The organism is Nocardioides daejeonensis (genome assembly GCF_003194585.1).
GTDB classification, from domain to species: Bacteria; Actinomycetota; Actinomycetes; order Propionibacteriales; family Nocardioidaceae; genus Nocardioides; species Nocardioides daejeonensis.
Map to the genome: position 1 here is coordinate 195,565 of NZ_QHKZ01000003.1, position 25,639 is coordinate 221,203.

At 70.2% G+C, this 25,639-nt stretch carries 22 protein-coding genes; 9 read left to right on the top strand and 13 right to left on the bottom strand.

The window, feature by feature from the left end:
* Positions 1 to 47: 47 nt before the first annotated feature.
* From DNK54_RS21690 to rsmI, 4 genes are all read right to left on the bottom strand, one after another.
* Complete coding sequence (locus DNK54_RS21690) at positions 48 to 1,175, bottom strand: resuscitation-promoting factor (protein ID WP_110206654.1); 1,128 nt, start codon at positions 1,173 to 1,175, stop codon at positions 48 to 50.
* A 420-nt stretch (positions 1,176 to 1,595) separates the two neighbouring features.
* Entirely contained in the window at positions 1,596 to 2,474 is an 879-nt protein-coding gene (locus DNK54_RS09075) for a TatD family hydrolase (RefSeq protein WP_110206655.1), read from the bottom strand.
* Positions 2,471 to 3,310, bottom strand: a complete 840-nt coding sequence (locus DNK54_RS09080) for an alpha/beta fold hydrolase (protein WP_110206656.1) — start codon at positions 3,308 to 3,310, stop codon at positions 2,471 to 2,473. Before DNK54_RS09080 ends, DNK54_RS09075 begins: the two co-directional genes overlap by 4 nt.
* Positions 3,311 to 3,317: 7 nt before the next feature.
* Positions 3,318 to 4,166 (bottom strand): 16S rRNA (cytidine(1402)-2'-O)-methyltransferase, encoded by an 849-nt coding sequence (rsmI, locus tag DNK54_RS09085; RefSeq protein WP_110207026.1) that lies wholly within the window; start codon positions 4,164 to 4,166, stop codon positions 3,318 to 3,320.
* A 229-nt stretch (positions 4,167 to 4,395) separates the two neighbouring features.
* Here rsmI and DNK54_RS09090 point away from each other — a divergent pair, with 229 nt between their 5' ends.
* A complete protein-coding gene (locus DNK54_RS09090; RefSeq protein WP_162602374.1) occupies positions 4,396 to 5,526 on the top strand; it encodes a ScyD/ScyE family protein in 1,131 nt (376 codons plus the stop codon).
* A 61-nt stretch (positions 5,527 to 5,587) separates the two neighbouring features.
* Positions 5,588 to 7,240, top strand: coding sequence for a dolichyl-phosphate-mannose--protein mannosyltransferase (locus DNK54_RS09095; protein ID WP_239460007.1), 1,653 nt, complete (start codon positions 5,588 to 5,590; stop codon positions 7,238 to 7,240).
* A gap of 154 nt (positions 7,241 to 7,394) precedes the next feature.
* Here DNK54_RS09095 and DNK54_RS09100 read toward each other — a convergent pair whose 3' ends face one another.
* Genes DNK54_RS09100 through DNK54_RS09110 form a run of 3 tightly spaced genes read right to left on the bottom strand, consistent with a single transcriptional unit; the run spans position 7,395 to position 9,158 of the window.
* Positions 7,395 to 8,558 carry a cystathionine gamma-synthase gene (locus tag DNK54_RS09100; protein ID WP_110206658.1) on the bottom strand — a complete coding sequence of 388 codons (1,164 nt, stop codon included), beginning with the start codon at positions 8,556 to 8,558 and terminating at the stop codon, positions 7,395 to 7,397.
* Positions 8,559 to 8,604: 46 nt separating this feature from the next.
* On the bottom strand, positions 8,605 to 8,961 hold the full coding sequence (locus DNK54_RS09105) for a type II toxin-antitoxin system death-on-curing family toxin (RefSeq protein ID WP_110206659.1): 357 nt from the start codon (positions 8,959 to 8,961) through the stop codon (positions 8,605 to 8,607).
* A complete protein-coding gene (locus tag DNK54_RS09110; RefSeq protein WP_204164491.1) occupies positions 8,958 to 9,158 on the bottom strand; it encodes a ribbon-helix-helix protein, CopG family in 201 nt (66 codons plus the stop codon). The genes DNK54_RS09105 and DNK54_RS09110 overlap by 4 nt, the downstream gene beginning before the upstream one ends.
* 91 nt (positions 9,159 to 9,249) lie before the next feature.
* Here DNK54_RS09110 and DNK54_RS09115 point away from each other — a divergent pair, with 91 nt between their 5' ends.
* Positions 9,250 to 10,167 (top strand): DUF5995 family protein, encoded by a 918-nt coding sequence (locus DNK54_RS09115; protein ID WP_162602375.1) that lies wholly within the window; start codon positions 9,250 to 9,252, stop codon positions 10,165 to 10,167.
* 9 nt (positions 10,168 to 10,176) lie between these two features.
* Here the strand turns inward: DNK54_RS09115 and DNK54_RS09120 are convergent, their stop codons facing one another.
* Positions 10,177 to 11,505 (bottom strand): hypothetical protein, encoded by a 1,329-nt coding sequence (locus DNK54_RS09120; RefSeq protein ID WP_110206661.1) that lies wholly within the window; start codon positions 11,503 to 11,505, stop codon positions 10,177 to 10,179.
* A gap of 244 nt (positions 11,506 to 11,749) precedes the next feature.
* Here DNK54_RS09120 and msrA point away from each other — a divergent pair, with 244 nt between their 5' ends.
* Positions 11,750 to 12,388, top strand: coding sequence for a peptide-methionine (S)-S-oxide reductase MsrA (gene msrA, locus DNK54_RS09125; protein ID WP_110206662.1), 639 nt, complete (start codon positions 11,750 to 11,752; stop codon positions 12,386 to 12,388).
* A 9-nt stretch (positions 12,389 to 12,397) separates the two neighbouring features.
* On the opposite strand, the gene DNK54_RS09130 is transcribed toward msrA, so the two are convergent.
* Genes DNK54_RS09130 through DNK54_RS09140 form a run of 3 tightly spaced genes read right to left on the bottom strand, consistent with a single transcriptional unit; the run spans position 12,398 to position 14,654 of the window.
* On the bottom strand, positions 12,398 to 13,336 hold the full coding sequence (locus tag DNK54_RS09130; protein WP_239460008.1) for a carbohydrate kinase family protein: 939 nt from the start codon (positions 13,334 to 13,336) through the stop codon (positions 12,398 to 12,400).
* A complete protein-coding gene (locus DNK54_RS09135) occupies positions 13,333 to 13,992 on the bottom strand; it encodes a class II aldolase/adducin family protein (protein WP_110206663.1) in 660 nt (219 codons plus the stop codon). Before DNK54_RS09135 ends, DNK54_RS09130 begins: the two co-directional genes overlap by 4 nt.
* Positions 13,989 to 14,654 carry a TetR/AcrR family transcriptional regulator gene (locus tag DNK54_RS09140; RefSeq protein WP_162602376.1) on the bottom strand — a complete coding sequence of 222 codons (666 nt, stop codon included), beginning with the start codon at positions 14,652 to 14,654 and terminating at the stop codon, positions 13,989 to 13,991. The genes DNK54_RS09135 and DNK54_RS09140 overlap by 4 nt, the downstream gene beginning before the upstream one ends.
* Positions 14,655 to 14,718: 64 nt before the next feature.
* Here DNK54_RS09140 and DNK54_RS09145 point away from each other — a divergent pair, with 64 nt between their 5' ends.
* From DNK54_RS09145 to DNK54_RS09155, 3 genes are read left to right on the top strand one after another with little or no spacing between them, the layout of a single operon-like run.
* Complete coding sequence (locus DNK54_RS09145) at positions 14,719 to 16,221, top strand: flavin monoamine oxidase family protein (RefSeq protein WP_110206665.1); 1,503 nt, start codon at positions 14,719 to 14,721, stop codon at positions 16,219 to 16,221.
* Entirely contained in the window at positions 16,218 to 17,255 is a 1,038-nt protein-coding gene (locus tag DNK54_RS09150; RefSeq protein WP_110206666.1) for an SMP-30/gluconolactonase/LRE family protein, read from the top strand. Before DNK54_RS09145 ends, DNK54_RS09150 begins: the two co-directional genes overlap by 4 nt.
* Positions 17,256 to 17,300: 45 nt before the next feature.
* Positions 17,301 to 17,810 (top strand): nitroreductase family protein, encoded by a 510-nt coding sequence (locus DNK54_RS09155; protein ID WP_110206667.1) that lies wholly within the window; start codon positions 17,301 to 17,303, stop codon positions 17,808 to 17,810.
* A gap of 27 nt (positions 17,811 to 17,837) precedes the next feature.
* On the opposite strand, the gene DNK54_RS09160 is transcribed toward DNK54_RS09155, so the two are convergent.
* Positions 17,838 to 20,183 (bottom strand): outer membrane protein assembly factor BamB family protein, encoded by a 2,346-nt coding sequence (locus tag DNK54_RS09160; RefSeq protein WP_110206668.1) that lies wholly within the window; start codon positions 20,181 to 20,183, stop codon positions 17,838 to 17,840.
* A gap of 219 nt (positions 20,184 to 20,402) precedes the next feature.
* On the opposite strand from DNK54_RS09160, the gene DNK54_RS09165 reads away from it, so the two are divergent.
* On the top strand, positions 20,403 to 22,505 hold the full coding sequence (locus DNK54_RS09165; RefSeq protein WP_110206669.1) for a glycosyltransferase family 39 protein: 2,103 nt from the start codon (positions 20,403 to 20,405) through the stop codon (positions 22,503 to 22,505).
* A gap of 9 nt (positions 22,506 to 22,514) precedes the next feature.
* Positions 22,515 to 23,063: a hypothetical protein gene (locus DNK54_RS09170; RefSeq protein ID WP_110206670.1), complete on the top strand. Its 549-nt coding sequence runs from the start codon at positions 22,515 to 22,517 to the stop codon at positions 23,061 to 23,063.
* A gap of 107 nt (positions 23,064 to 23,170) precedes the next feature.
* Here the strand turns inward: DNK54_RS09170 and DNK54_RS09175 are convergent, their stop codons facing one another.
* Positions 23,171 to 25,549 (bottom strand): outer membrane protein assembly factor BamB family protein, encoded by a 2,379-nt coding sequence (locus DNK54_RS09175; RefSeq protein ID WP_162602377.1) that lies wholly within the window; start codon positions 25,547 to 25,549, stop codon positions 23,171 to 23,173.
* Positions 25,550 to 25,639 lie beyond the last annotated feature (90 nt).

Here is a 25,639-nt window from a genome sequence, read left to right on the forward strand (position 1 = left end):
TGGCTGCCGGAGCAGCCAAGTGGCAGGACGTCGCGAGGGGTGAGAGGTCAGCGCAGGCCGAGGGCCGCGGAGCAAGCAGGCCACTGGCCCCAGCCCGAGCGCTGCTGCAGGATCGAGCCACGCTTGATCTGCTCGGCGCGGCTCGCCTGGTGCGGCAGCCCACTGCCGCCGACCGCGCGCCAGGTGGAGGCACTGAACTGGAGACCGCCGTAGTAGCCGTTGCCGGTGTTGGCTGCCCAGTTGCCGCCGGACTCGCACTGTGCGAGCCGGTCCCACACGGTGTTGCCCGGTGCGTAGTTGGTCGTCGCCGGACGCTCCTTGGTGCCTACCTTGACGACCTTGTCGACCGACTTGCGCCGCACCGTCTGGTCGACGACCTTGCGCACCTGCAGCTCGCCGTTGTGGAAGACGAGGCGGTAGGTCACATCGCGCAGGCCCGTGCGTCCCTCGGTGAGCGTCGTGGACTCATCGGTGTACATCGACGCGTCCTTCCGCTCGACCGTCTGGAACGGGACCTGCTCGCCGGCAACATCCCGCTTCACGATCCGCACCTTCGTGACGGTGATGCTGTCGCCCTCTTCGAGAGTGGCGCCGAGCCTGGGCTTGACGATGTCGTCCTTGTCGACCTCCAGCTCGAGCTTCTCGAGCACGTCGGCCACGGTGAGACCCGCGACCTCCTTGACCACCTTGTCGCGGGCGCCGAACTTGATGGTCAGCTTCTTCGGAGTGGCCACCTCGAGCGCCAGGCCGTCACGACCGATGCTCGTGCTGCGGCTCGTGGAGAGGTCGGCACCGGCGTAACGGCGGCCCACCTCGGCGAGCGCACTGTTCACGTCGGTCGAGGTCACCCAGTAGGTGGCCTGCTTGCCGTCGACCGTCAACTCCAGGGGACGCGCGAACTTCACGGCGATCCTGGTGCCGTCGCTGATCTTCTCGTCCAGGCCCGGGAGGACGATGTCACGCTCCGTGACATCGATGCCTTCGCTCTCCAGCACGTCGCCGACCGTGGATCCCATCGTCGAGACCGTGCGCGACTCGCCGTCAACGCTCAGGTTGACCTCTTTGTTGAGCGAGGCGTACCCGGCGGTCGTGCCGACCACGGCCAGCAGGACTGCTGCGACGAGGGTGAAGAGAAGGGGCTTGCTCTTGGTGAGGCGTGCGAGTTGTGCGCGCACAAGTCTCCAGACGTAGAAATTCCCGGGCCTCGGGGCCTTCAGCGGCACCCCGGTAGGGGCGGTGCTGGAGGCAGGTGAAGCATGCCGATCCCGGCCAACAGTCGTCGACCCTAGGCGGGCCTGCTTGCTCCGTGCAAGCCGACGAGATCGGGCTCACGCTCACTTGCTAGCTAATCTGCTTGCAAAAGCAAGCAGATCGGGGTTGGTGAGCGCCCGCAAGCAGGCACGAGCCCCACCCCGTCGACTACGCGCGTTTCACACCTCGAGTACGCGCATATTGCACCCCGAGTGCGCGCATATTGCACCCCGAGTGCGCGCATATTGCACCCCGAGTGCGCGCATATTGCACCTCGAGCGCAACTCAACCTGTCGTTTGCGCGAACTCGACCCTTCGTTTGCGCGAACTCGGCGGCGGGGCGGCTACCAGTTGCCGTAGACGCGCGTGGTGTTCGCCTCGATCGCCCGACAGAGCTCGGCCAGGTCGACCCCGGCGACGTCGCTCATCACCCGCACGGTCAGCGGCACCAGGTAGGGCGCGTTGGGGCGGCCGCGGAAAGGGTGCGGAGTCAGGAACGGCGCATCGGTCTCGACCAGCATCCGGTCGACCGGGGTGATCGCCAGCGCCTCCCGCAACGGGGCGGCGTTCTTGAAGGTGACGGTGCCGGCGAAGCTCAGGTGGGCTCCAGCGTCGAGACACCGGCGCGCGAAGTCGGCGTCGCCGCTGAAGCAGTGCATCACCCAGTGCTCCGGGGCGCCTTCGTCGAGCACGATCCGCAGCACGTCCTCATGCGCGTCGCGGTCGTGGATGGTCAGCGTCTTGCCCAGCCTCTTCGCGATCCCGATGTGCTCGCGGAACGACTCCTCCTGCACGCCACGACCCTCGGGGCCGGTCCTGAAGTAGTCGAGGCCGGTCTCCCCCACCGCGCGTACGACGTCCCGTCCGGCGAGCTCCTCGATCTCGGCCAGTGCCGCATCCAGCTCGCCGGTAGCGGCGAGGCGCGGCGCCTCGTTGGGGTGCAGCGCAACGGCGGCGACAAGCTCCGGATGCCGCTCGGCCGCCTGCACCGCCCAGCGGGCACCGGGCAGGTCACATCCGACCTGCACGATCCGGTGCACGCCCACTGCCGTCGCGGCGGCGAGGGCTTCAGCGACACCGACCTCGCCGTCACCGTCGCCGATGTCGAGGTGGCAGTGGTTGTCGGTCACCGGATGCGGAAGCGGCTCGGGCGTGGGGGGTCGGGACAGGTCGCGCCGGCCGCCGTTCTCCGCCACCTCCGAGCGCCGCCGTGGAGCGGTCACGCGCCGCCGGCCCGGGCGATGATGGCCTGTGCGAGTCGCGCCGGCTCCTCGTCGGGGATCCAGTGGCTGACTCCCTCCAGGACCTCCAGCCGGTAAGGACCGGTGACGTAGCGCTCCGTGAGCTCGGCGCCCTTGCGGCCCAGCGCGATGTCCCCCGTGCTCCAGACCAGGGTGGTCGGCACCTTCACCTTCCGGCTGCCGGTCCGCAGATCGCTGAGCGGCAGTGCGCGATACCACCCCAGCCCACCGCGCAGCGCTCCGTCCGCGACGATCTCCTCACGGAAGGTGGCAACCATCTCGCGCGTCATCCCGGCACGGCGCAACGCCCCCTCCATGAGCGCGGGGCGTCGCACCGCCGCCGTCTCGACGACCTTGGGGACGTTGAAGAGCAGCATGTACCAGGACTTCAGCGCCTGGGTGCTGCGCACCATCGAAGCCAGGAAGGCACCGGGATGCGGCACCGAGACGGCGGTCAGCGAGCTGACGAGGTCAGGGCGCTCGGCCGCGACCGCCCAGGCGACCACCGATCCCCAGTCGTGCCCGACGAGGTGGACGGGGCTGCCGATCCGCTCCACCAGTGCGACGATGTCGTCGCGCAGTTCCTCGACGCGGTAAGGACGCCGTCCCCGAGGCCTGGCTCCGGGCGAGTAGCCGCGCTGGTCGGGGGCATAGGTGCGCATCCCGGCCGCGTGCAGGTGCTCGGAGACCTTGCTCCACGAGGTCGCCCGCTGCGGGAAGCCGTGCAGGAGCACCACCGGGGCGCCGTCGACCGGACCCGCGTCGATCACGCCGAACGTGAGGCCGGCACGGGTGAAGCTGTCGATCCGATCAGTCATGTCGTCACTACCTATCCTTGTGTACGGCGTCGTAGACCTCGCGCTTGGGCACACCCGCGCGACGTGCCACCTCGGCGATCGCGTCCTTGCTGCGCAGGCCGTCCTCGGTGAGCTCGGCGACCAGGCGGCGCCACTCCTCAGGGTCGTCTCCCACCTCCGCGACGGGCTCGGCGCCGCTGACAACGAGGGTGACCTCACCGCGTACGCCGTCGCCCGCCCACGCGGTGAGCTCGCTCAGCGTGCCGCGGCGTACCTCTTCGTGGGTCTTCGTGAGCTCGCGGCAGACGGCGCCCTGGCGCCCGCCGCCGAACGCCTCCGCCATCGCGGCGAGCGTCGCCTCCGTGCGGTGCGGCGCCTCGAAGAAGACCATCGTGCGCAGCTCCTTCACCAGCTCCGCGAGCCGGCGGGCCCGCTCACCCTGCTTGCGCGGCAAGAAGCCCTCGAAGCAGAAGCGGTCGACCGGAAGGCCACTGACAGCCAGGGCAGACAGCACCGCGCTGGGACCGGGCACCGAGGTGACCGTGATGTCGTGGACGACCGCGGCCGCGACCAGCCTGAAGCCCGGGTCCGAGACGCTGGGCATCCCCGCATCGGTGACCAGCAGCACCCGCTCGCCCTCCAGGAGCGCCTCGACGAGCGACGGCGTACGGGCGGACTCGTTGCCCTCGAAGTAGGAGACCACGCGACCAGTCGGGGTCACCCCCAGCTCACCGCAGAGCCGGCGGAGGCGGCGGGTGTCCTCCGCGGCCACCAGGTCGGCCGACGCAAGCTCCGCGGCCAGACGCGCGGAGGCGTCCTCGACCCGCCCGATCGGGGTGGCGGCCAACACCAGGACGCCGGGCTCGGTGGTAGTCACCCGCCGATCATCGCAGAACGCACGGTGGGTCGAGCCGGCTACCGCAGCCGAGGCGGACCGGACGGCCCGAACTCCGGGCCGTGACGGCCAGGACAGCCTGGGACACGTGCCCCGGCATGGTTGGGCGCGGTCCCGACGCAGGATCCCCAAGAGAGGGCATGTTGGCCGCCGGCCCGCGCGCCTAGCGTCGACGGGCAGGGCCGATCCGGGCCCGGTTGGAGGTGGAGAAGTGAAGAAGAAGCAGTGGACCCGCAGCGGTCCTGTGGGCGTCGTGGCCGTCGGCTTGGCCGGTGCGCTCGCCCTGTCGACCCAGAGTACGGCGGCACCCGGCGATCCGTCGGCAGCATCCGCGGCGCGACCCCGGCACAGCGTGGTGGTGTCCGGGCTCGACAACCCGCGCCAGCTCACGGCGCTGCCCGGCGGCAAGCTGCTGGTCGCCGAAGCTGGCCACGGCGCGAGCGACCCCTCGGCCTGCGTCGGCGAGGGCGAGGAGGTGCAGTGCGTGGGCAACACCGGACGGGTCAGCGTGGTGGACGCCCGGGGCAGGCGGCGCACCGTGATGAGCGACCTGCTCTCCGCGGCCGGGCCTGACGGCTCGTTCGCCGTCGGCAGCGACGGTGCGGCGAAGGTCGGCTCGACCGTCTACTCGATCATCACCTGGGGCCCGCCGGAGATGTTCCCCGACGGCGTCTCGGGCAAGCAGTCCGGCAAGCTGCTGCGCACGACCAGGAGCGGAGGCACGAAGGTCCTGGCCGACGTCTCCGCCTACGAGTTCGCGCACGACGTCGACGGCGAGGGCGTCGAGAGCAACCCCTACGCCGTGCTCGCCCTCGGCAAGGACAGGCTCCTGGTGGCCGACGCTGCCGGCGACTACATCGCCAAGGTCGACCGCAAGGGCAAAGTGCGGGTCTGGGCGAAGATGAAGGAGTACGGAAAGAAGGTCGACGCCGTACCCACCACGCTCACCGAGGGCCCGGACGGGAAGGTCTACGTCGGCGAGCTGCACTCGGAGCTGCCCGGCAAGGCCCGGGTCTGGCGTTACAGCCGCACGGGCAAGCCGCTGAGGTCCTGGAAGGGGTTCACCACCGTCACTGGTGTCGCGGTGGCCAAGGACGGCACGCTGTATGTCTCCGAGCTCTTCGGCGGGGACTGCAGCTTCGATCAGATCCCCACCTGCTTCCCGGGACGCGTGGTCCGGGTCAAGCCCAACGGCAAGCGCACCAGCATCGCGGTGCCGTTCCCGGCCGGCGTCGCTGTGCAGGGCAAGAAGGTCTACGTCAACGCGTTCTCGGTCTCTCCCTCCACCGGGTTCGCGGGCGAGGCGAGCGCCTCCGGCCAGATCTGGCGGATCTTCCGGTAGCAACGTCGTCGGGCAGCGACGTGCCCACAGCCCCGTTGGCCTCCTTCTATAGGGTGCCGACGTGGGAGCGGACCTGAGGACACGCGAGCGCGCGGCCCGGCTGGGAGTCGATCCTGACCGGGCCGCGCCACGTGACGCCCTCGTCGCCTGGGGCGTCGGCATCGGCCTCACCCTCTTCGCGTTCTTCCTGCGGGTGTGGAAGCTCGGCAGGCCCGCCGAGTTCGAGTTCGACGAGACGTACTACGCCAAGGACGCCTGGTCGATGCTCAACCACGGCTACGTCCGCAAGTACGTCGAGGACGCCAACGACAAGATCCTCGACGGCAAGGTCACCGGGATCTGGACCGACGACCCGTCGATGGTCGTCCACCCCGAGGCCGGCAAGTGGCTGATCGCGCTCGGCGAGCACTTCTTCGGGATGACGCCCTTCGGGTGGCGGATCTCCGCCGCGGTGGTCGGCTCACTGATGGTGCTGGTGATGTTCCGGCTGCTGCTGCGCCTGACCGGCTCACTGCTGCTGGCGATCTTCGGCTCGCTGCTGCTGACCTTCGACGGCATGCAGCTGGTGCTCTCCCGGCTCGCGTTGCTCGACATCTTCGTGGCGTTCTGGCTGGTCTGCGCGGTGGCCGCTCTGGTGAGCGACCGGGACTGGACCAGGCGGCGGATGGCGGGGGCGGCGTACGACGGGGCGTGGGGGCCGCTGCGGGGGCTGTGGTTCCGGCCCTGGCGGCTGGTGGCCGGGATCTGCTTCGGGCTGGCCATCGCGACGAAGTGGAGCGCGGCGTACCCGCTCGCGGCCTTCGGGCTGCTGGTCTGGTTCTGGGACGCCGGCGCGCGCCGCCGGCTGGGCGTGCGGAACGCCGTCTGGCGGTCGGCGCTGGTGGACGCGGCGCCCGCGTTCGTCCATCTCGTGGTGGTCGCGGCGCTCGTCTACGTGGCGTCGTGGGGAGGGTGGCTGGCCAACGTCGGACAGTACGAGAAACACCTCTCCTCCACGCAGTACACGGGCTTCGTGAAGGAGGCGCCGGACTGCAAGCACGTGACCGACGACGATGCGACCTGGCCGACGGCGAAGGAGCCGGATGCGCACGGGCCGGCCGAGATCGTGCAGTCCCTGAGGTCGCTCTGGTACTACCACCAGGACCTCTACACGTTCCACACCCACTACCTGAACTGCTCGACGCACACCTACCAGTCCGACCCGCGGGGGTGGCTGCTGGTGAACCGTCCGGTCGGCGTCAACGTCGAGAACGACATCAAGCCGGGCACGCAGGGGTGCCAGGCAGACCCCGACTCACACTGCCTGCGCGAGGTGCTGTTGATCGGCACCCCGCTGCTCTGGTGGGGAGGGGCGATTGCGCTTATCGCCGCCGTAGTGCTGTGGATCGGCCGCCGGGACTGGCGCTACGGGTTGGCCGTGGTGGGAGCACTCGCGATGTGGTGGCCCTGGGAGCTCAACGACACGCGACCCATCTTCAGCTTCTATGCCTCCGCGATCCTGCCGTTCCTGGTGATCGCGCTGACGCTCCTCGCCGGCGCCCTGCTGGGCCCGGACCGCGAGCCCTCGACCCGGCGGACGATCGGCACCATCGTCGCCGGCTCGTTCCTGGTGCTGGTCACCTTGAACTTCGCCTGGTTCTGGCCGATCTGGACCAACGGCCTCCTCACCCACTCCGAGTGGCTCGACCGGATCTGGTTCTCCCGCTGGATCTAGCGCGCCGAGGCGCCACTTCCAGCACGTTGAGACGCCACTTCCAGCACGTTGAGGCGCCACTTCCAGCCGATTCTCCTGGGTACGCCGGCACGAAAGTGGCTACTCGCGGTGCTGAAGTTGGCGTTTCGACGTGCTGGAAGTGGCTACTCGACGGTCAGGAGAGGGCGCGCTCCAGGTCGGCGATGAGGTCCTCGGCGCTCTCGATGCCCACGCTGAGACGGATGAGGTCGGCGGGGACCTCGAGCTCGGTGCCGGCGACGGAGGCATGGGTCATCCGGCCCGGGTGCTCGATCAGCGACTCGACGCCGCCCAGGGACTCACCGAGGGTGAAGACCTCGGCGCGGGCGCAGACGTCGAGCGCCTTCGCCTCGCCACCCGCGACCCGGAAGGAGAGCATGCCTCCGTAGCGACGCATCTGGCGAGCGGCCACGTCGTGCCCCGGGTGCTCCGGGAGACCCGGATAGATCACCTGGCTGACCGCGGGGTGGGCCTGCAGGAAGGCCACGAGCCGCTCAGCGTTGTCGCAGTGCCGGTCCATCCTCACCGCCAGGGTCTTCAGCCCGCGGTGGGCGAGGAAGGAGTCGAAGGGACCCGCGACCGCGCCCATCGAGTTCTGGTGGAAGGTGATCTGCTCGGCCAGCTCCAGGTCGCGCACGACCAAGGCACCGCCGACCACGTCGGAGTGGCCGCCGACGTACTTGGTGGTGGAGTGCACCACCACGTCGGCGCCCAGCGTCAACGGCTGCTGCAGGTACGGCGACGCGAAGGTGTTGTCGACCACCAGCAACGCACCCGCCTCGTGGGCGACGCTCGCCAGCGCCTCGATGTCGGCGATGTTGAGCAGCGGGTTGGTCGGTGTCTCGACCCAGACCAGCTTCGTCTCCCCCGGGCGGACGGCGGCCCGAACAGCCTCCGGGTCGGAGACGGCGGCCGGCGAGTGGTCCAGGCCCCAGACCTTCTCGACCTTGTCGAAGAGCCGGAACGTGCCGCCGTACGCGTCGTCGGGGATCACCGCGTGCTGGCCCGGACGGCAGAGCGCTCGGATCAGGGTGTCCTCGGCCGCCAGCCCGGAGGCGAAGGCGAACCCTCGCTCGCCCTCCTCAAGTGCCGCGATCGCGCCTTCGAAGGCGGTGCGGGTCGGGTTGGCGGAACGGCTGTACTCGTAGCCGCCGCGCAGCCCGCCGACGCCATCCTGCTTGTAGGTGCTGGTGGCATAGATCGGGGGGATCACCGCGCCCGTGGTCGGGTCCGGCTCATAGCCGGCGTGGATCGCCCGGGTCTCGAAACCCGACTTGTTGCGGTGCTCCTGAGTGCTCACGAGGCCGAGCCTACTCGTCCGCCGCTGCCCGTTGAGAGGCCACCAACTAGTGCAACAGCAACGCGATCTGTCGGAGTTCGAGCCGTCCCTCTGCCACCGACATCACCAGATCGAAAGCCTCATCTTGACTGAGGGTGAAGGGCGCACCGCTAAGGCGCAGGAAAGTCGAGGTCGCGAGCAGACTCAGCCGCTTGTTGCCATCGACGAGAGCGCGGTTACTCACCAACGAGTGCAGAAGCGCTGCCGCCTTCTCCTGCAGCGTCGGGTAGACGTCCTGCCCGAAGACGGTGGAGCGAGCGCGCGCTGCAGCCGAGTCGAGCAGACCGAGATCACGGACGGGACCGGCGCCGAGCAACTCGGTCAGTCGAAGCAGATCCTCGACGTCGAGGAACTCGATGTTCACACGGTGCCCAGCCGGCGTAGGGCGTCGTCGTACTCGACAATCAACTCGCTAGCGATCAGGTCCACTCGCTGCCGACGCACCTGACGATCCCGCTTCTCCATGACCGCCCGTCGCACGGCCTCTTGCTTGGAGATCCCCTCTTCGGCAGCCAGAGCTGCAAGGGCCTCATCAAGTTCAGCGTCGGTGCGCAAGGTCATGGCCACGACTACGACGTGGTCGATACCAGTGTGGTACCGCTTCTTCGAGGTGTTTTCGTGACCCCCGTCACCGATCTCCGTTGACCTTCCTATGAAGCTTTCTTCGCCTCGCAGTTTGCTGGCCAGCGCCGTCGCGGCCGCCACCTTGCTGACCTTCGGCCCAGCGAGTCCGGCGAGCGCTGACCTGGGCCCGGGCGCACTCGACCCGGTGATCAACCTGCTGGGCCCGCTTCCCACCAAGCACACGCCGTACACCGGAAGCACCTGCCCCGACGGAGCGCCCAGCTGCATCGATGCCACGATCGCGGAGATGGAGCGACGCCTGGCCGACTCCGCAGCCCGGTGCGACCACGACGCGATCTTCGACCTGGCCTACCTGCGCGTGACCGAGGACGTACGGCGCGCCGTCGACGCCGGGCACTTCTCCGACCGGGTCTGGCTCGGCCAGGTCGATGCGATCTTCGCTCGCTACTACTTCGAGACGATGGACGACTGGCATGCCGGGCGCACCGCACAGGTGCCGAAGGCGTGGCGGATCGCGTTGCAGGCCGCCGACGAGAAGCGGATGACCGGGCTCGGGAACTTCCTGCTCGCCATGAACGCCCACATCAACCGCGACTTTTCCTACGTGCTCGCCGAGGCAGGGCTCACCGACGCCTCCGGGCGCTCGCACAAGGCCGACCACAACGCCTACAACCCGCGGCTCGACGGCCTCTACCACCCGGTCTTCGCCGAGGAGGCCGCGCGCTTCGACCCGACCTTCGACGACCTGGACGTCGCGATGCTCGACGAGCTCGGCGTCGGCGCGATCATGCGCGGCTGGCGCGAGATGGTCTGGCGCAACGCGGAGCTGCTGGTCGCCGCGAAGACGCCCGCGCAACGCCGGGCGGTCCAGACACTCATCGAGGGGTACGCCGCCACCCAGGCCCAGCTGATCCGCTCCACCTTCGTAGCCGGCGACAGGGGACGCAAGCGCGACGCGTGGTGCGCCGTACACGGGCAGGGCTGAGAGTAGTCCTCAGGTGCGGCGGCGGCTCTGCAACTCCTTGCCGCTAGGCGCCTCGATGGAGGCCGGCTTCCCCCAGGCGGTGAGGTCGGCCTGCATCGACTGACCGTCGGCGTCCAGAGTCATCCGCCGCAAGCGATGCAGATCGTCGAGGAAGAGGCGGTAGGTGAACGTCGCGACCTCCTCCGCCACGCCGGGCTTGACCCCGCCCTGCTCCACCAGCCATTTCGGATCGATGGAGAGGTCGTAGCGATGGAACTTCGCGCCGTCGATCGTCTCGACTCCCCGATAGTCGACGGCCTTCGAGCTCTCTCTGAGCATCGCTGCGAGCTCTCGTGGGTTGCTCTTCGACATCTCGTCAACGAGGCGCTCCGCGTCGGCTCCGGTGAGAGCGACGTACTTTCGCTCACCCTCGAAGCGGAAGTAGGCAGCGCCGTCGACGTAGACCATCTCGTAGGCATCGCCCCCCTCACTGAGCTCGCCGCGCACCGCCACGAGGTCGCCGATCTCGTTGAACTGCATGTCTGCATCCATCGTGGTCTCACCGTTGATGGCCATCACCGTGTGGACGGTGCGCTCACGCCCGTAGGCGGCGTTCATGCGATCCGGTAGCTCTACGCGGGTGAGCGGCACGTACGCGCCCGTCCCAGGCTTCTCGCCTGCCGTCATGCCATAGATCTCGGATGCCGCAGGCTCGGCCAGGCTGACCGGGTCGCCCCAGGCGGTCAGATCCAGGACGCTCTCCTCGCCGGCCATAGTGAAGGCGAGCCGTCGCACCCGTAGCTCATCGTCGAGCCAGTAACGGAAGCTCATCAAGGGCGTGCGCTTCTCCTGCAACTCAAGAGCCTTCGCCACGAAACTGCGCTGATACACGAGGTCGTAGCGCTGAAAGCGGGTCTGCCCGATCCAGTCCTCGCCGACGTGGCGGAACCGCTCGATCTCATCCGCGCCGGCGTCGAGCAAGCGCATGAGGATCGCCGAGGGCATCGCCTCCGCCACTGATTTCACCTCGTCGGCACCCATCGGGTCGAACTTCGCGTACCCCTTCCGCCGGTACCCGGCCTCGCCGACGATCACGATCTCGCTGCGGGCCAGCCCATTTCCGGAGGCGATGTGGAGCGCCCTCTCGGAGCCGAAGCGCACCTGTCCGGTCGCGTGCCGCCCCATCGCAGCGAAAGCCAGCGCGGCGGTCTCCGCAGCCAACGTCGCATTCCGGACCTGGGGCCCGAACTCCTCCTGCGTCAGGCCTTCGATAACCGTGTCCTTCGGCTGCGGATCGTCGGAGCACCCGACGAGACCCAGCGCCAACACGACAGCAAGCAGCCGCACCACCCGAGACATAGCGGCATCGTAGGCGCGCGACGAGCCACGCGGTGCGGGAACCGGAAGTTTGGACACGACTCTCGGGGCGGCGTACCCCGGTGGGGGTGAAGGCAGCGTCTCGACCCGCTGGAGCTGGCGTCTCAACCGGTTGAAGTTGGCGTCTCAACCGGTTGAAGCTGGCGTCTCAACGGGAAGGAATGCGGGGGGACGCGTGTTGAAGGCAGGTGTTGGATGGAGTCGAACCCAGCATCAGGAGGTAGTCGTGTTCGGTCGCAAGCCCGCCACCGTCCCCACAGCCGACCAGGCCCTGCCGGGCCGCGAGGCAGCGTGGTTCCAGCTGCGAGACCGGCACCTCGTGCTGGATGCGCCGGTGGTGACCGACGAGGTGCCCGACGGGCTCGAGGCGGCGGTCTTCGGACTCGGCTGCTTCTGGGGCGCCGAGGAGATCTACTGGCAGAAGCCGGGCGTCTGGTCGACGTCGGTGGGCTACACCGGCGGCTCGACACCGCACCCGTCCTACGAGGAGGTGTGCAGCGGGATGACCGGGCACACCGAGGCCGTGCGGATCGTCTTCGACCCCGCAACGATCGACTACGCCGACCTCGTGAAGACCTTCTTCGAGGTGCACGATCCGACGCAGGGGATGCGTCAGGGCAACGACATCGGCACCCAGTACCGCTCCGGCATCTACACGACGACCCCCGAACAGGCAGAGATCGCCGCCGAGCTCACCGCACGCTACGGCGCGGAGCTCGAGCGCCGCGGACTGGGCACGATCACCACGGAGATCAAGCCTGTCGGCGACTACTGGTACGCGGAGGACGTGCACCAGCAGTACCTGGCGAAGAACCCCAACGGCTACCGCTGCCACGCCAACACCGGGGTGCCCTTCCCCGCCTGAGCCCTCGGCTCAGCGCTTGGCGGCAGTCACCATGAACTCGAGCACGTCCGGCAGGTCGTAGCGGCCCGCGTCGGTGCCGAGGCCCTGCGCCACCTGAGCGGCAGTCGCACAGCCGAGCGCAGCCGCTTCGGGAGGGGTCGCGCCCAGCGCCAGACCACGCAGGAAGCCGGCCGAGAAGGCGTCGCCGCAACCGGTCGTGTCCACCACCTCGATGGCGTACGCCGGCACCTCCGTGACGCCGTCGGCATCCGCGACGAGGGCGCCACGACTCCCCTGCGTCACCGCCACGCACCCGGTGCCGTGCTCGAGCAGCGCGCGCGCCCCGTCGGCGAGATCGGTGGCACCGGTGAAGCCGAGCACCTGCTCGTCGTTGGGCAGCAGGTAGTCGGTGTGCGGCAGCGCCGCGGCGATCCACGCCAGCAGGTCCGGATCACCCGGCGCGAGGATGTCCATCGACGTGGTGATCCCGCGTTCCCGCGCACGGGCCAGCAGTTCGCCGGCCGCGTCGCCGCCGAGGAACTCCGGGCCGCCGAGGTGCAGGTGGGTGAGGCCGTCGAGCGCTTGCTCGGGCAGGTCGGCGACGGTGAAGGTGCCGTTGGCGCCGATGCAGTGCCACGCCGGCCGATCACCGTTCGGTCGCACCGGAAGCACGGAGGCGGACGAGGCGACGTCGTCGCGGCGCACCAGGCCCCGGGTATCGACACCCTCCTTCTCGAGGAGGCGCAACAGCACGTCGCCGATCGGGTCGGAGCCGATCGCGCCGTAGCTGTGCACCTGAGCACCGAGCCGACTCAGCACCAGGCCGGTGCCGCCCGCGGTGCCGGCAGCCGACATCCGGATCGTGTCGACCAGCTGTCCTGCCGATCCCTCCGGGATCGACTCGATCCCGACGACGTGGGTGTCGAGGACGTGGACGCCGACGACGGCGACCTGCATGGACTGGGTCACGGTTGCTCCTCACGGATCGGTCGGGTGGCGCCGTACCCGCGCGAGAGCGCGGCGAGCACGACCTCCTCCTGCTGCTGGGCGCTGAGCACCCGCGGGGTGCCGAGCCGGCTGGCCCGGTGGTGGAGCTGACAGAGCCACTCCAGAAGCAGGGCGTGGTCGACGGCCTGCGCCAGAGTGCCGCCCACGGTCACCGAGCCGTGGTTCGCGAGCAGCGCCGCTTGCCGGCCGGCCAGGGCGGTGCGCACCCCGGCAGCGAGCTCGGCGGAGCCGAAGGTCGCGTACGGCGCCACGCGGATCTCGCCGCCCAACGCCAGTTGCTGATAGTGCAGGACCGGCAGCTCGTCGAGCACGCAGGCGAGCGCGGTCGCATAGGGGGCGTGGGTATGCACGACCGCGCAGGCGGGCTGGTCGGCATAGATGCCGAGATGGAGCTCGATCTCGGAGGTCGGCTCCAGCTCCCCCTCGATCAACCGGCCGTCGATGCCGACGACGGTCACCTCACCCGGTGTGGCGTCCGCCAGGGTCACCCCGGTCGCGGTGACCGCGATGCGATCCCCCTCGCGCGCGCTGACGTTGCCGGCCGTGCCGATCAGCAGACCGGCGGCCGCGAGGCGTCGGGCGGCGTCGGCGACCGCGGCCCGGAGCGGGTCGGTCACCGCGCGATCCGCTGGAGGTAGCCGGTGACCAGCAGGACCGCCTGCTCCAGGAGGAAGGCGTCACCGCGCGGATCCTGCTCGAACGCGAGCTGGAAGGCACGGTCGCCGACCTCGACGGCGAGCTCGGCGATCACTTTCAGCTCGGCGGGCGAGTGCGTCGCGCTGTCGACCAGGTCGGCGTCGAGGGCGACCGCCAGCAGGTTCTCGGCGATGCGCCGATTGTGGTGGCGGCCGTAGCCCTCGATCGCCGGGTTGGCCCGTCCGCGCATCCAGACCTGCATGAACGCCGGGCGCCGGTGGTAGACGCTGACGAAGGCACCCATGGCGACGCGGACCAGCTCCGGGATCGTCAGGTCGTCGATGTTCGCCAGGTCGCTGGCGACCTGCTCGTCCATCTCGGCCATGTCGCGTTCGCAGATCGCCAGCAGCACGTCCTCCTTGTCGGAGAAGTACTGGTAGAGCGACGCGACGGGGAGCTCGGCTTCGTCGGCGATCGAGCGCGTGGTGAGTCCGTCGACGCCCAACTCCGCGACCAGGCGTGAGGCGGCGTCGAGGATGCGCGCCACCCGCGCCCGGGATCGGGCCTGGGTCGGGGTTCGCCGTCCGCGACCGCCGACCACCGCGAGGGGAGAAGTCGGGTCGTCGACGGTAGCGGAAGGCATGAGGCGCATAGTAGCCTCCGATCCTGAATCTGACACATGTTCATGTTCTGCTCAGGGGAGATCGATGCACCCACACGACCTCGACACGCACGGCCTCGGTCGGCGCGGTCTCCTGCTCGGCGGCGCCGGCCTGCTGGCGGCGATGACGACCGACGCGTTGGAGGCCGAGGCGACCGCTGCGACCCGGCAGGGAGCACTGCCTGCGAAGGTCGACGTGGTGGTCGTCGGCGGCGGCCTCTCCGGCCTGGTCGCGGCCCGCAGGCTCGCGCGAACGAAGCACTCGGTCCTCGTCGTCGAGGCACGCAAGCGGGTCGGCGGACGGCTGCTCAACCATGACCTCCGCACCGGCGGCACCATTGAGGCCGGAGGCGCCTTCGTGGGGCCGACGCAGAACCACATCAAGAGGCTCGCTGCGCAACTCGGCGTCCGTACCTTCGACGAGTACGTGGCCGGCAAGAACGTCTACCTCTCCTCCACGCTCGGCCGCAACGAGTTCACCGGCACCATCCCGCCCGACCCGACGATCCTGCTCGACGCCGCGATCGCGCTGGGGCAGCTCGACCAGTACGCGGCTTCGATGCCCGTCGATGCACCCTGGACGCACCCGCAGGCGGCAGCCTGGGATGCGATGACTCTGGGCGACTGGATCCGCCGCAACACGATCAACAAGGCCGGGATCAGCAACCTGATCAAGGCCTGGACCCAACCGACCTTCGGCGCGGACCCCGACCAGCTCTCCTTCCTCTTCGTGATCCACTACCTCGCCTGCTCCGGCGACGAACGCACTCCGGGCACCTTCGCACGAAGCTCCGACACTGCAGGCGGGGCACAGGAGAGTCGCTTCGTCGGCGGGTCGCAACGGATCCCGCTGCTGCTCGCCAAACAGCTGGGACGTCGTGTCGCCTTGGGCGCCGCGGTGCGCCGCATCGAGCATCACGGCAGCCGGGTGCGGGTGCACACCGCCCGTGGCACCGTCAGCGCCCGCCGCGTCATTGTGGCCGCACCTCCCGAGCAGGTGCTCGGGATCGACTTCTCCCCCGGCCTGCCCACGGGGCGTCGTGCCTTGCTGCGCAGGCTCGAGATGGGTCAGTTGATGAAGTGCGACGCCGTCTACGAGAAGCCGTTCTGGCGCGAGGCAGGCCTCTCCGGCTTCGGCATCGCCGACTCCGGCGCCGTCCGCGCAGCCTTCGACAACGGCGTTCCCGGCACCGACCACGGCATCCTGCTCGCCTTCGTCGGCGGCTCCACCTGGCGCGAGTTCGGCCCGATGAGCCGGGCCCGCCGCCGCAAGGCGGTGCTGCAGGGCTTCGCCGCGATGTTCGGCGACCAGGCCCTGCGACCGATCGAGTACACCGAGCAGGACTGGACCAAGGAGCGCTGGACCGGCGGCGGTCCGGTCGCGATCTACGGCCCCGGCGTGATGGCGCGGTTCGGGCAGCACATCCGCACGCCGTACCGGCGCGTGCATTGGGCCGGCACCGAGACGTCGACGTACTGGACCGGCTACATGGACGGCGCGGTCCGGGCCGGCGAGCGAGCCGCCCTCGAGGTGCAGGAGCTGCTGTGACGCGCTTCCTGGCGGCGCTGCTCGCCCTGACCTTCTTGACCCTGCCCACCGCCGACGGCGCCCCCGGCCGACCGGCCGGCGAGACGCGCGTCTTCGCCCACGTGCCCAGCCCCGGCTTCCCGGCCTACGTCTACGCGCATCCCAACGGCCGGGTGTACGCCGGCACGTACACGAACCCGAACGGCGACTCGACACCGTCCCGGGTCTTCGAGTGGACCCGCTCGGGGACCCTGCTCCGCTCCTGGACCGTGCCAGGTCAAGACCTGGCGAAACCACACGGCGTCCAGGTGGCGACCTCGGACGCCGACGGTCGCCTGGTGCTCCTGGAGAAGTCGACCGCGCGGGTGCTCACACTCGACGTACGGACCGGGCGCTTCCGCACCCAGGCCCGCATCCCCGACCGCGGCGGCAAGCACGCGATCCCGAACTACGCAGCGTGGGGCCCCGGCGGCGACCTGTACGTGACCGACTACGGGCAGGCAGTGCTGTGGCGGATCCCGGCCGGAGGAGGTACCCCGCGCGCCTGGTACACCTCACCCGCGCTGGCCGGCGCCGGGTTCGGCACGACCGGGCTCGTCTACCGACGTACGGACCGTTCCCTGCTCATCACCCAGCAGACCACCGCCGATCCCGCCGACCTGATGCGCGGTCACCTCTACCGCCTGCCGATCCGTCGCGACGGGCGGCCCGGGCGCTTGGCGACCGTGTGGACCTCGGGCGTGATGGATCTCCCCGACGGCTTCGGCCTGGCCCGCTCGGGCAACCTCTACGTCTCGCTGCTCGGCACCAACCAACTGGTGAAGCTCTCACCGTCGGGTCGGGTGCTGCGCAGGTACGGCACCGCCGTGCTCGGCAGCAACGGCTCGCCGATCCCGTTCGACTCGCCCTCGAACGCCACCTTCCTCGGGCGTCGGGTGCTGGTCGCGAACCAGTCGGCGATCTTCGGCGACACCTCACACCACGCGATCCTCGACGTCGCCGTGGGCGAGCGCGGCGCACCGACCTTCCTCCCCCGCCGGGCCCGACTCGACTGAGGAGCGGCGGTCCCCGGCAGGCGACGGAGGTGCCAGAGTGACCCCGTGGACCTCCCCCGGCTGATCGCTCACCGCACCGTGCGCACGTACCTCGACGACCCCGTCACCGACGACTCCCTCAGGCAGGTCGTCGACGTCGCCCGTTGGACCGGCTCGGCCCGCAATCGGCAACCGTGGCGCTTCGTCGCGGTGCGAGACGCCCCGACGAAACAGGCGCTTGCGCGCCTCGGCGCGTACGCCGGTCACCTGGCCACCGCACCCGTCGTCCTGCTGGTGCTCAGCCCGGTGGAGCGCCGGCTGGATACGGAGTTCGACGTCGGCCGCGTCGTCCAGTCGATCTTCCTCGCAGCGACCGACGCCGGTCTCGGCTGCGGCGTGGTGAGCCTCTACCCCGAGGAGCACTCCCGGGACGCCGCCGACCTCGTGGACGCGGACGACGGCTGGACGGCGCGCCATGCGATCGCGCTCGGCCGTCCCGGCCCTCGACCGACCGGCGGGACCCTCGCCGTCCCGGCCGGACGACTGCCGCTGGAGGAGCTCCTCACCTTCCACTGAACCGGCACGCACAGCAGGCGCTTGGTCTCAGCTCCTCGGCTGGGTCGCCAGGACGGCACGGGCGATGGCGATCGCGCGGTCCCGCATACCTGCCTCGTCGACGTTCTTGAGCTGCAGGAGCACGGCGACTGTGACGTTGCCGCGCCGGACCAGGACCGTCGCGCGCTTCCAGGTGATCGAGGCCTCCTGCGAGCGATAGAGCCAGCCGTCCCCGCTGGAGACCCACGCCTCGTCGCCGAGCCCCTCGACACGCGCCGGCCCGCGCTCCCCGTAGTCGGCGTACCGTCGCTCGACGCGCAGCATCCCGGCCAGTCCGTCACGAGCGAGCCGCTCCCCGGCGACCCCGGTCAGCGTGCTGTCCGGGGTCGCCTGGATACCCACCTGGACCCCGTCGTGGTCGCCCGGCTGTGGAGCCCAGGTGCAGCCGACGACTCGCTCGGGGTCGGGTGCCTGCCGCTGGGGCCGACTCTCCGGAACCAGGACCGCGACCTGTGCCTCGACGGCAGCGCAGAGATCCGTCCCCTTCCGCAGTGCCGGCGTACGACGCACCCGGGGAGCCGGCTTCTCGACGCTCAGACCCGCGCCCGCAAGGGTCTCCTCGAGCGCCGCCCACGCGCCGGCCTCGAACGCGTGCGGAGCGACCAGACCCGACGGCTCGCCGAAACGGACCGCACCCGACATCGTCACCGAGACGACCACGTTGCGCACACGCACGGCGAGGTCGACGACCCCGTGTCGGCCACCGACCCCGGACGTCTGGGTCAGATACGCCTCATCGCCCACGCCGTCGAGCTCGATGACCCGCGTGCTGCGTCCGGTGTCGAGCCGGTCGCTCCTCAGCGCACGCCGACGGTCCTTCATCCGGCGCTGAGCGACCTCGGTCGCGGTCATCTCCTCGAAGGGGCTCGGCTCCGCCACGTCGGTGCTGACGCTCAGCTCGCGGGTGAGGTTCACCGGCTCCTGCCGCTCCAACCAGGTGCAGTCGTCGGGGCCGGGCAACGCCAGTCGGTGGAAGCCGAGCGACGTCAACGTCTCGTCGCTGATCGGGCAGTCAGCGACCTCGCCGGGACGGACCTCGTTCTCCGCCCACGCCAGCGGCGGCTCGCTTCCCAGGGGGATCGCCCCCTCCGGCAGGTCAAGCTCGGTCTCGGGTGCCTCGGCCGGCAGCCGGTAGGCGGAGACCTCCCCATCGCCGCCGACCAGCAGCAGGTCACCGGCCACCCCGAGGTAGCGCGGCCCCCAGCCCACGGTGCCCAGGACCACCCGACGGTCGACGTCCGCCCAGTCGTGCCTGACGACCAGCCGAGCGTGCTCCGGCAGCCCGTCGGCGATCTCCGCGGGCAGGTCGTCGACGACCACCACTGCTCCGCGGCCGTCGTCGCCGGCGTACGCGCCCCGCTGCGGGAAGTCGCGCCAGAGCGTGCTGCCATCGAGGGAGTAGCCGCTCATGCCCGCGGTGCCGGGGCGGTACGCCGCCGCGCGGTTCTCCCCCACCACCAACGTGCCGTTGCGCTCCCCCATCGGGAACCGGTCGCGCGAGTCCGCCTGCCACTGCGCGCCGGTCGGTGCACCGAGCTCGCCGGTCTCGGGATCGACCGACCACAGTAGGCGGTGCCCCCGCACGCTGAGCTCCATCACCAACGGATCCACCGAGTGGATCTGGTGGAGGTCGATTCCGTCGGCGGCACGGCGAAAGGCCACCTTGCCGGTGTCGGCGTCGAAGAGCGTGAGGTGGTTGCCTACGCCGGTGTCGGTGGACTCCAACTGCGCGATCCAGTGGCCGGCAAGGGCGAACTCGTCGCAGTCAATGGCGTCGCGCTCCACAGGGGAGATCTCCCCGAGCGGCTTGCCGTCGCGCAGCCGGAAGCGTCGTACGCCGCCGCACACATCCGGTCGCGTGGAGACGGCACGCTCCCCCACGGCGATGTAGCGCCGCCACTCCGGCAGGTCGCTGCCTACCCCGTCAGGCACATCGCGGCGCCAGCGCACCTCACCGGTCGACACCTCGACCGCGAGCAGCTCGTTGCAGGCGTCGCGCCGCTTCCTGCGGCTGACGACGAGCAGCCCGTCGTGGACCTCCTCGGCCACGTTGCAGACCCCGCGGAGCCGGCGCTCCCAGAGCAGTCTCCCGGTGGCCTGGTCGATCCCGCTGATCTGGCCATCGGAGTCCAGCACCACGACGCCGTCGCCGACGAGCGGGTCCCGGTCCACGTCCAAGGGCTCGACAGGGGTGCTCCACGCCTTGGCGAGCGCCGGCACCGTGGCGGCGTCACCCGTGGAGGACTGCGAGTCCGAGGCGTCGTCGTCCGTGCATGCCGACAGCATCGTCGCGGCCACCAGGACGGCCAGCAGGAGACTCAGCCAACGTTTCATAGGGTTGAGATCCCCCGCGGCGAGGCATCTCAACCCCGCGTGCCCTCAGAGGTTCCCGCCCGTAGGGGCTGCCGCCGACCTCCGCCCTCCTGGCGGGACCTCCCGGGGCCGCCGGCGTCGTGGCCCGGCATCGACGGGTCGATCAACGTTTCCCGGCGGTGCGGTCGACGATCGCCCTTCGTTCAACCCCGGGTCGTCCACCCGGGCCACGGTGCCACCATGGAGCGAGCTGTTCCCCCCTGGTTCCGCCGAGACGGCCTCGGCACCGGCATGCTGCTGGCGCTGACCCTGCTGCTCTACACCTGGGGTCTCGACCGGTCCGGCTGGGCCAACGCCTACTACTCCGCGGCTGCCCAGGCGGGGGCAGAGTCGTGGAAGGCTTTCTTCTTCGGCAGTCTCGACGCGGCCAACGCGATCACCGTCGACAAGACGCCGCTGGCGCTCTGGCCTATGGCGCTCTCCGTGCGGCTCTTCGGGCTCTCGAGCTGGAGCATCCTGGTCCCGCAAGCTCTCTTCGGCGTGGCCACGGTCTGGCTGACGGTCCGGATCGTACGGCGGAGCACCGGCTCGCACCCCGTGGCACTGCTGGCCGGCGCCACCTTGGCGCTCACCCCGGTCGCCGCGCTGATGTTCCGCTTCAACAACCCTGACGCCCTCCTGGTGCTCCTGCTCACCGCGGCCGCCGGCGCGACCTTGAGGGCGGTCGAGGAGAGTCACCGAGGGGAGGGAAGGCCGCTGCGTTGGGTGGTGCTGGGCGGCGTACTGGTCGGGCTCGCCTACCTCGCGAAGATGCTGCAGGCCTTTCTCGTGCTGCCTGCCCTGGGGCTGACCTACCTGCTCTTCGCCGCCGTTCCGCTCTCACGCAGGCTGCTGCACCTCCTGGCCGCGGCGGGTGCGCTGGTCGCGGCAGCCGGGTGGTGGGTGGTCGCGGTGGCACTGTGGCCAGTGGACTCCCGCCCGTTCATCGGCGGTTCCCAGCACAACTCGGTGCTCGACCTGACACTCGGCTACAACGGCCTGGGCCGGTTGAACGGAGACGAGGAGGGATCGATCGGCTCCGGGCACTGGGGAGGCGCCTCACTCGTGCGCCTGCTCACTCCGAGCAACGGCGGCCAGGCCGGCTGGCTGCTGCCGACCTCCCTGGTCCTGCTGGTGGCTGGTCTCCTGTTGGCGGCCCGGCGAGCGGAACGCTCGACGGAGCTGCGCGCGGTCCTCACGCTCTTCGGCACCTGGCTGGTCGTCACCACCATCGTCTTCAGTCTGATGCGCGGCATCTTCCACGCCTACTACGCCGTGGCGTTGGCACCGGCGATCGCGGTCGTCTTCGCGGTCGCGGGCGCGCTCCTCTGGCGGTCACGACAGGAGCCGCTCTCCAACCTGGTGCTGGGTGCCACCGTCCTCGGCACCGGACTCTGGTCGTTCGCTCTTCTGGCCCGTACCTCCGACTTCGTGCCGTGGCTGCGCTGGCTCGTCGCCGCCGCCGGTCTGGTCGCCGGGCTCACCCTCCTGCTCGGCACCAAGCAGCACCCCCGGTGGGTACGCCGCACCTCCCCGGTGGCCCTGGTACTCACCCTGCTGGTCGCGCTGGCCGGACCGGCGGCGTACTCGGTCGCGACGGCAGCCCTTCCGCACCAGGGTGCGGTGATCACTGCGGGGCCGGAGGGGCGGGGCACCCGGATCGTCACGCTGTCTGAGCCCCCGCACCCGCTCCTCAGGCTGCTGATGCCGCCCGGCGTCGTACCGGATCCGGCCCGTCCGGCGACGACACGGATGCACGGGTCCTTCCCTGAACGTGGCTCCCCCGAGGACCCGCTCAGGGTGGAGTTCGTCGAGGTAGCCCGGGCGCTGCGTCTCGACGTGCTCCGCCCGACCTATGGGCCGGCAGGCAGCCTGCTCTACGCCAGCCTGCCGTCGCGTCGGGTCGTCGCGCTGCTTCGGGAGACGTCGGCACGGGCACGCTGGGCGGCTGCGACGGTGGGGGCCAACGCGGCTGCCGGCTTCCAGCTTGCGACGCGCCTGCCGGTGATGGCGATCGGCGGGTTCAACGGCACCGATCCGACCCCGACCCTCACCGAGTTCCGAGACCTGGTCGCCACTGGCCAGGTGCGTTGGTTCATCGGCGGCGGTCTCCTCGGCCCACGCCGCGGCGGCTCGGACGCCGCCGAGCAGATCACCACCTGGGTCGCGCTCCACGCGGAGTCCCGCACCATCGACGGCATCGTCCTCTACGACCTCGCCCCGCTGCGCGACGCGCAGGAGGCAAGCTCGATCAGCGGTTCCGTGGGGCCCCGGGGGACGGGGACGGAGCGCCTCGCCCAGTAGGGTCGGGGTATGCGGAAGCCGCCTGGGAGCATCGTTGTCGCGTTGTTGGTCGCGTTGGTGGGGATCACGATGATCGGCTTCGGGATCTCACGCTCCGCGGGAGAGTATGCGTGGCCCGACGACACGTCGGTGACCGCCGACGGAAAGCCGCACGAGGTGCGCACGACCAATGGCTCGGTGTGGATCTGGAGCAACGAGGCCGATGGCGCCGACGCCTCGACGTGCACTGCCACGATGACCGACGGCTCCCCGATCCGCGTCCAGGCACTCCGCGAACGGGTCAAGCGGCCCGGCAAGCTCGGCGACTACGTGTCCCGGATGGAGTTCAACAGCTATGAGGACACCGCTCTGGTCACCTGTCAGCCGAGCGCCGGCGGCAGCGACGAGCTGGTCGTCTACGCCGAGCCGGCGCCACGACTGATCCTCTTCGCCGGACTCGACCCCTGGACGTTCCGGGGCGGGCTCGTCACCCTTCTCGGCGGTCTCATCTATCTCGGCGGCGCCCTGGTCCGCCGTGCCAACCGGACCGCCGCGCTGCGCCAGCAGGACGCCGAGTAGGTCGGTCGACGGCACCGCGCCCCGACCACCTGATCGAGGCGGCGCTCCGCTGCTCCTAGGGAAACCGCTGATCAATCCCGCCTACGGCGCCATCGATCAGCACTTCCCTAGCCGTCCTGGGTCGCGAGGGTGACTCGGGCGATCTCGACTGCGCGTTCACGCAGCGCGACCGGATCCCAGCCGTCGACCTGCACGTGCACCGCAACGCTGAGGTCTCCCTGACGGACCACGACGGTCGCGACCCACCACGTGATGGTCTGCTCCGGGCTGCGATGGAACCAGCCGCGGGCCACCCGCGCCCACGCCTCGTCGCCCAGGCCCGGCACCGCGACGGGACGCGTCTCCGGCTCGTACGACGACTCACGGAGGTCGGCCCGCACACCGGCCATGCCGTCGGCGGCCAGCTGCTTGCCGCTCCGCCCGCTGAAGGTGCTGTCGGCCATCCGCACCAAGCTGACCTGAGCGCCGTCATGGTCACCGGGACGAGGGCGCCAGGCACAACTCGCGGAGGCCGGCTCGGCCAGCGCACGCCGCGGCACTCCGACGCTGCCCGGCACCAACTGGCTCAGTTGCGCGTCGACCGCGGCACACAGATCGGTCCCCTTCCGCAGTCGCGGCACTGACCTGCCCGCGACGGTAGGTGCAGTGACCGGCGCACCCAACGCGGCCAACGTCTCGCGCACCGCCGACCAGACCCCCTCGCCGTAGCTGTTGGGCGAGGCCAGCGCGGTCGCTTCACCGGAGGCGGCGATGCCCTCCATCGAGGCCCAGACCACGACGTTGCGGACGCGGACCGCGATCCCGATCCGGGCCTGACGCGCCCCGACGCCGACTGCCTCGACGATGATGGCCTCATCGCCGACTCCGGGCAGGTCCCGCACCTTTGCCTGGAGTCCATCGAGCCCGGCGTCGCTAGCCCAGGCCTTGCGCACGGCGTCCAACCGTTCCTCGGCGGCGACGGACGCCGGCGTGACCGCAGCGTCGGGGTCCTCACTCGACGTGGTCGGCGCCGCGACGGGCGTGCCGACGAACGTCTGGACGTCGAGTTCGCGCCGGAAGTTCTCCGGCTCCGCCCCCTCCTGCCAGAAGCATCCGACCGGACGCGGAAGGTCGAGCTGATGGAAGCCCAGCGACTTCAGCGTCTTGTCGGAGACCACGCACCCCGGGTCCGCCTCTGGCCGGATGTCCTCGGGTGCCCAGGCCTCCTCGGGTGTCGGCATGCCGTAGAGCCCTTCGAACGTGGTCAGTTCGACCGTCGACTCCTGGCCGGCCTCAGGCAGTCGATAGGCGACGACCAGGCCGTCCAGCATGGCGAGCATCAGATCACCCACGACCTGCTGCGCCTGGGGACCGGACGGGATCGTGCCGAGGACCTCGTAGTCGTCGACATCCGCCCAGGAGTGGCGGGTGATCGGCACCCCCTGTTCGCGGTAGCGGTCGCCGACCACCCCGTAGGTGGCGACTACCGCACCTCGGTCGTCGCCGCCGAGGAGCACCCCGAACTTCGGGAAGTCGCTCCAGCGCTCGGTGCCGTCGAGGCCGTAGCCGGAGAGACCGGTGAGCCGTCCGGTCATGAGGCCGGCACCGCGCGCCGAGCTGACGGCGAGCGTGTCACCGTGGGGTTCGGCGAGGATCGAGCCACCGCCGTACGACGACACCTGCCGACTGATCGGAGTCTCCAGTTCACCGGTCTTGGGATCGACCGCCCACAGCAGTCGATGCCCCTTGACGGTCAGGTCCATCACCAGCGGGGCGATGCTCACGATGCCGGAGAGGCTCATCAGGCGGATCGGTCGGTCGAAGACCGTCCTACCGGTGTCCCCGTTGATCAGGCGGAAGGCGACGGAGTCCTGGTTGTCGTCACTCGCGACCTGGGCGATCCAGCGACCTTTCAGCGCGAAGTCGTCGCAGGCGATATCGTCACTGCCCATCGGCCGGATGCCCGGGAGGCGTTTGCCGTCGCTGAGCCGGAAGCGCTCGACACCGCCGCAGATATGGTGGCGGCCGGTGATCACCCGCTCGCCGACGGCGAGATAGTCGATGTCGTCGGGATCTCCGCTACCGAGACCCCCGGGGACCGCCCGACGCCATGCGACCTTGCCGGTGGCCGGGTCGAGCGCCAGCAACTCGGCGCAAGCACCGTCGCGGCCTCGAACAGAACGGGTCAGCACCAGCTTCTGGTCATGGACGCCTTCGGCCACACTGCAGATCTCACGGAGCCGCTTGCGCCAGACCTCCTCCCCGGTCGTCTCGTCGACACCGACGAGCGTGGGACCGGACTGCAGCACGAGGACACCGTCCACGCGGAGTGGAGCGGCGGTGAGCTGCGGGCGATCGGAGAGGCGCTGCCGCCACACCTCCTGGAGCGGCGGGAACGCCGGCTCAACGGTTGTCGACGCGTCACCGCTCGGCTTCGCCGACGGCTCATCGTTGCTACATGCCGCCAACAACGTCGCCGCCAGGGCGACCGCCGCGATCCCGCTCATCCACCGCTTCACGGGATCCCTCTCCCCCAGACGCCACGACCTCAATCCCCCTCGCTCGTGCCGACCCCGCCGCACACGTGCACCACTCCA

What these genes read in the sequence shown, in the direction of transcription:
- DNK54_RS09080 (WP_110206656.1), bottom strand. Translation starts at nt 3,310, where the DNA reads ATGACTGATCGGATCGACAGCTTCACCCGTGCCGGCCTCACGTTCGGC.
- DNK54_RS09175 (WP_162602377.1), bottom strand. Translation starts at nt 25,549, where the DNA reads ATGAGCGGGATCGCGGCGGTCGCCCTGGCGGCGACGTTGTTGGCGGCA.
- DNK54_RS09140 (WP_162602376.1), bottom strand. Translation starts at nt 14,654, where the DNA reads ATGCCTTCCGCTACCGTCGACGACCCGACTTCTCCCCTCGCGGTGGTC.
- DNK54_RS09115 (WP_162602375.1), top strand. Translation starts at nt 9,250, where the DNA reads ATGAAGCTTTCTTCGCCTCGCAGTTTGCTGGCCAGCGCCGTCGCGGCC.
- DNK54_RS09110 (WP_204164491.1), bottom strand. Translation starts at nt 9,158, where the DNA reads ATGACCTTGCGCACCGACGCTGAACTTGATGAGGCCCTTGCAGCTCTG.
- DNK54_RS09170 (WP_110206670.1), top strand. Translation starts at nt 22,515, where the DNA reads ATGCGGAAGCCGCCTGGGAGCATCGTTGTCGCGTTGTTGGTCGCGTTG.
- DNK54_RS09120 (WP_110206661.1), bottom strand. Translation starts at nt 11,505, where the DNA reads ATGTCTCGGGTGGTGCGGCTGCTTGCTGTCGTGTTGGCGCTGGGTCTC.
- DNK54_RS09145 (WP_110206665.1), top strand. Translation starts at nt 14,719, where the DNA reads ATGCACCCACACGACCTCGACACGCACGGCCTCGGTCGGCGCGGTCTC.
- DNK54_RS09165 (WP_110206669.1), top strand. Translation starts at nt 20,403, where the DNA reads ATGGAGCGAGCTGTTCCCCCCTGGTTCCGCCGAGACGGCCTCGGCACC.
- DNK54_RS09160 (WP_110206668.1), bottom strand. Translation starts at nt 20,183, where the DNA reads ATGAAACGTTGGCTGAGTCTCCTGCTGGCCGTCCTGGTGGCCGCGACG.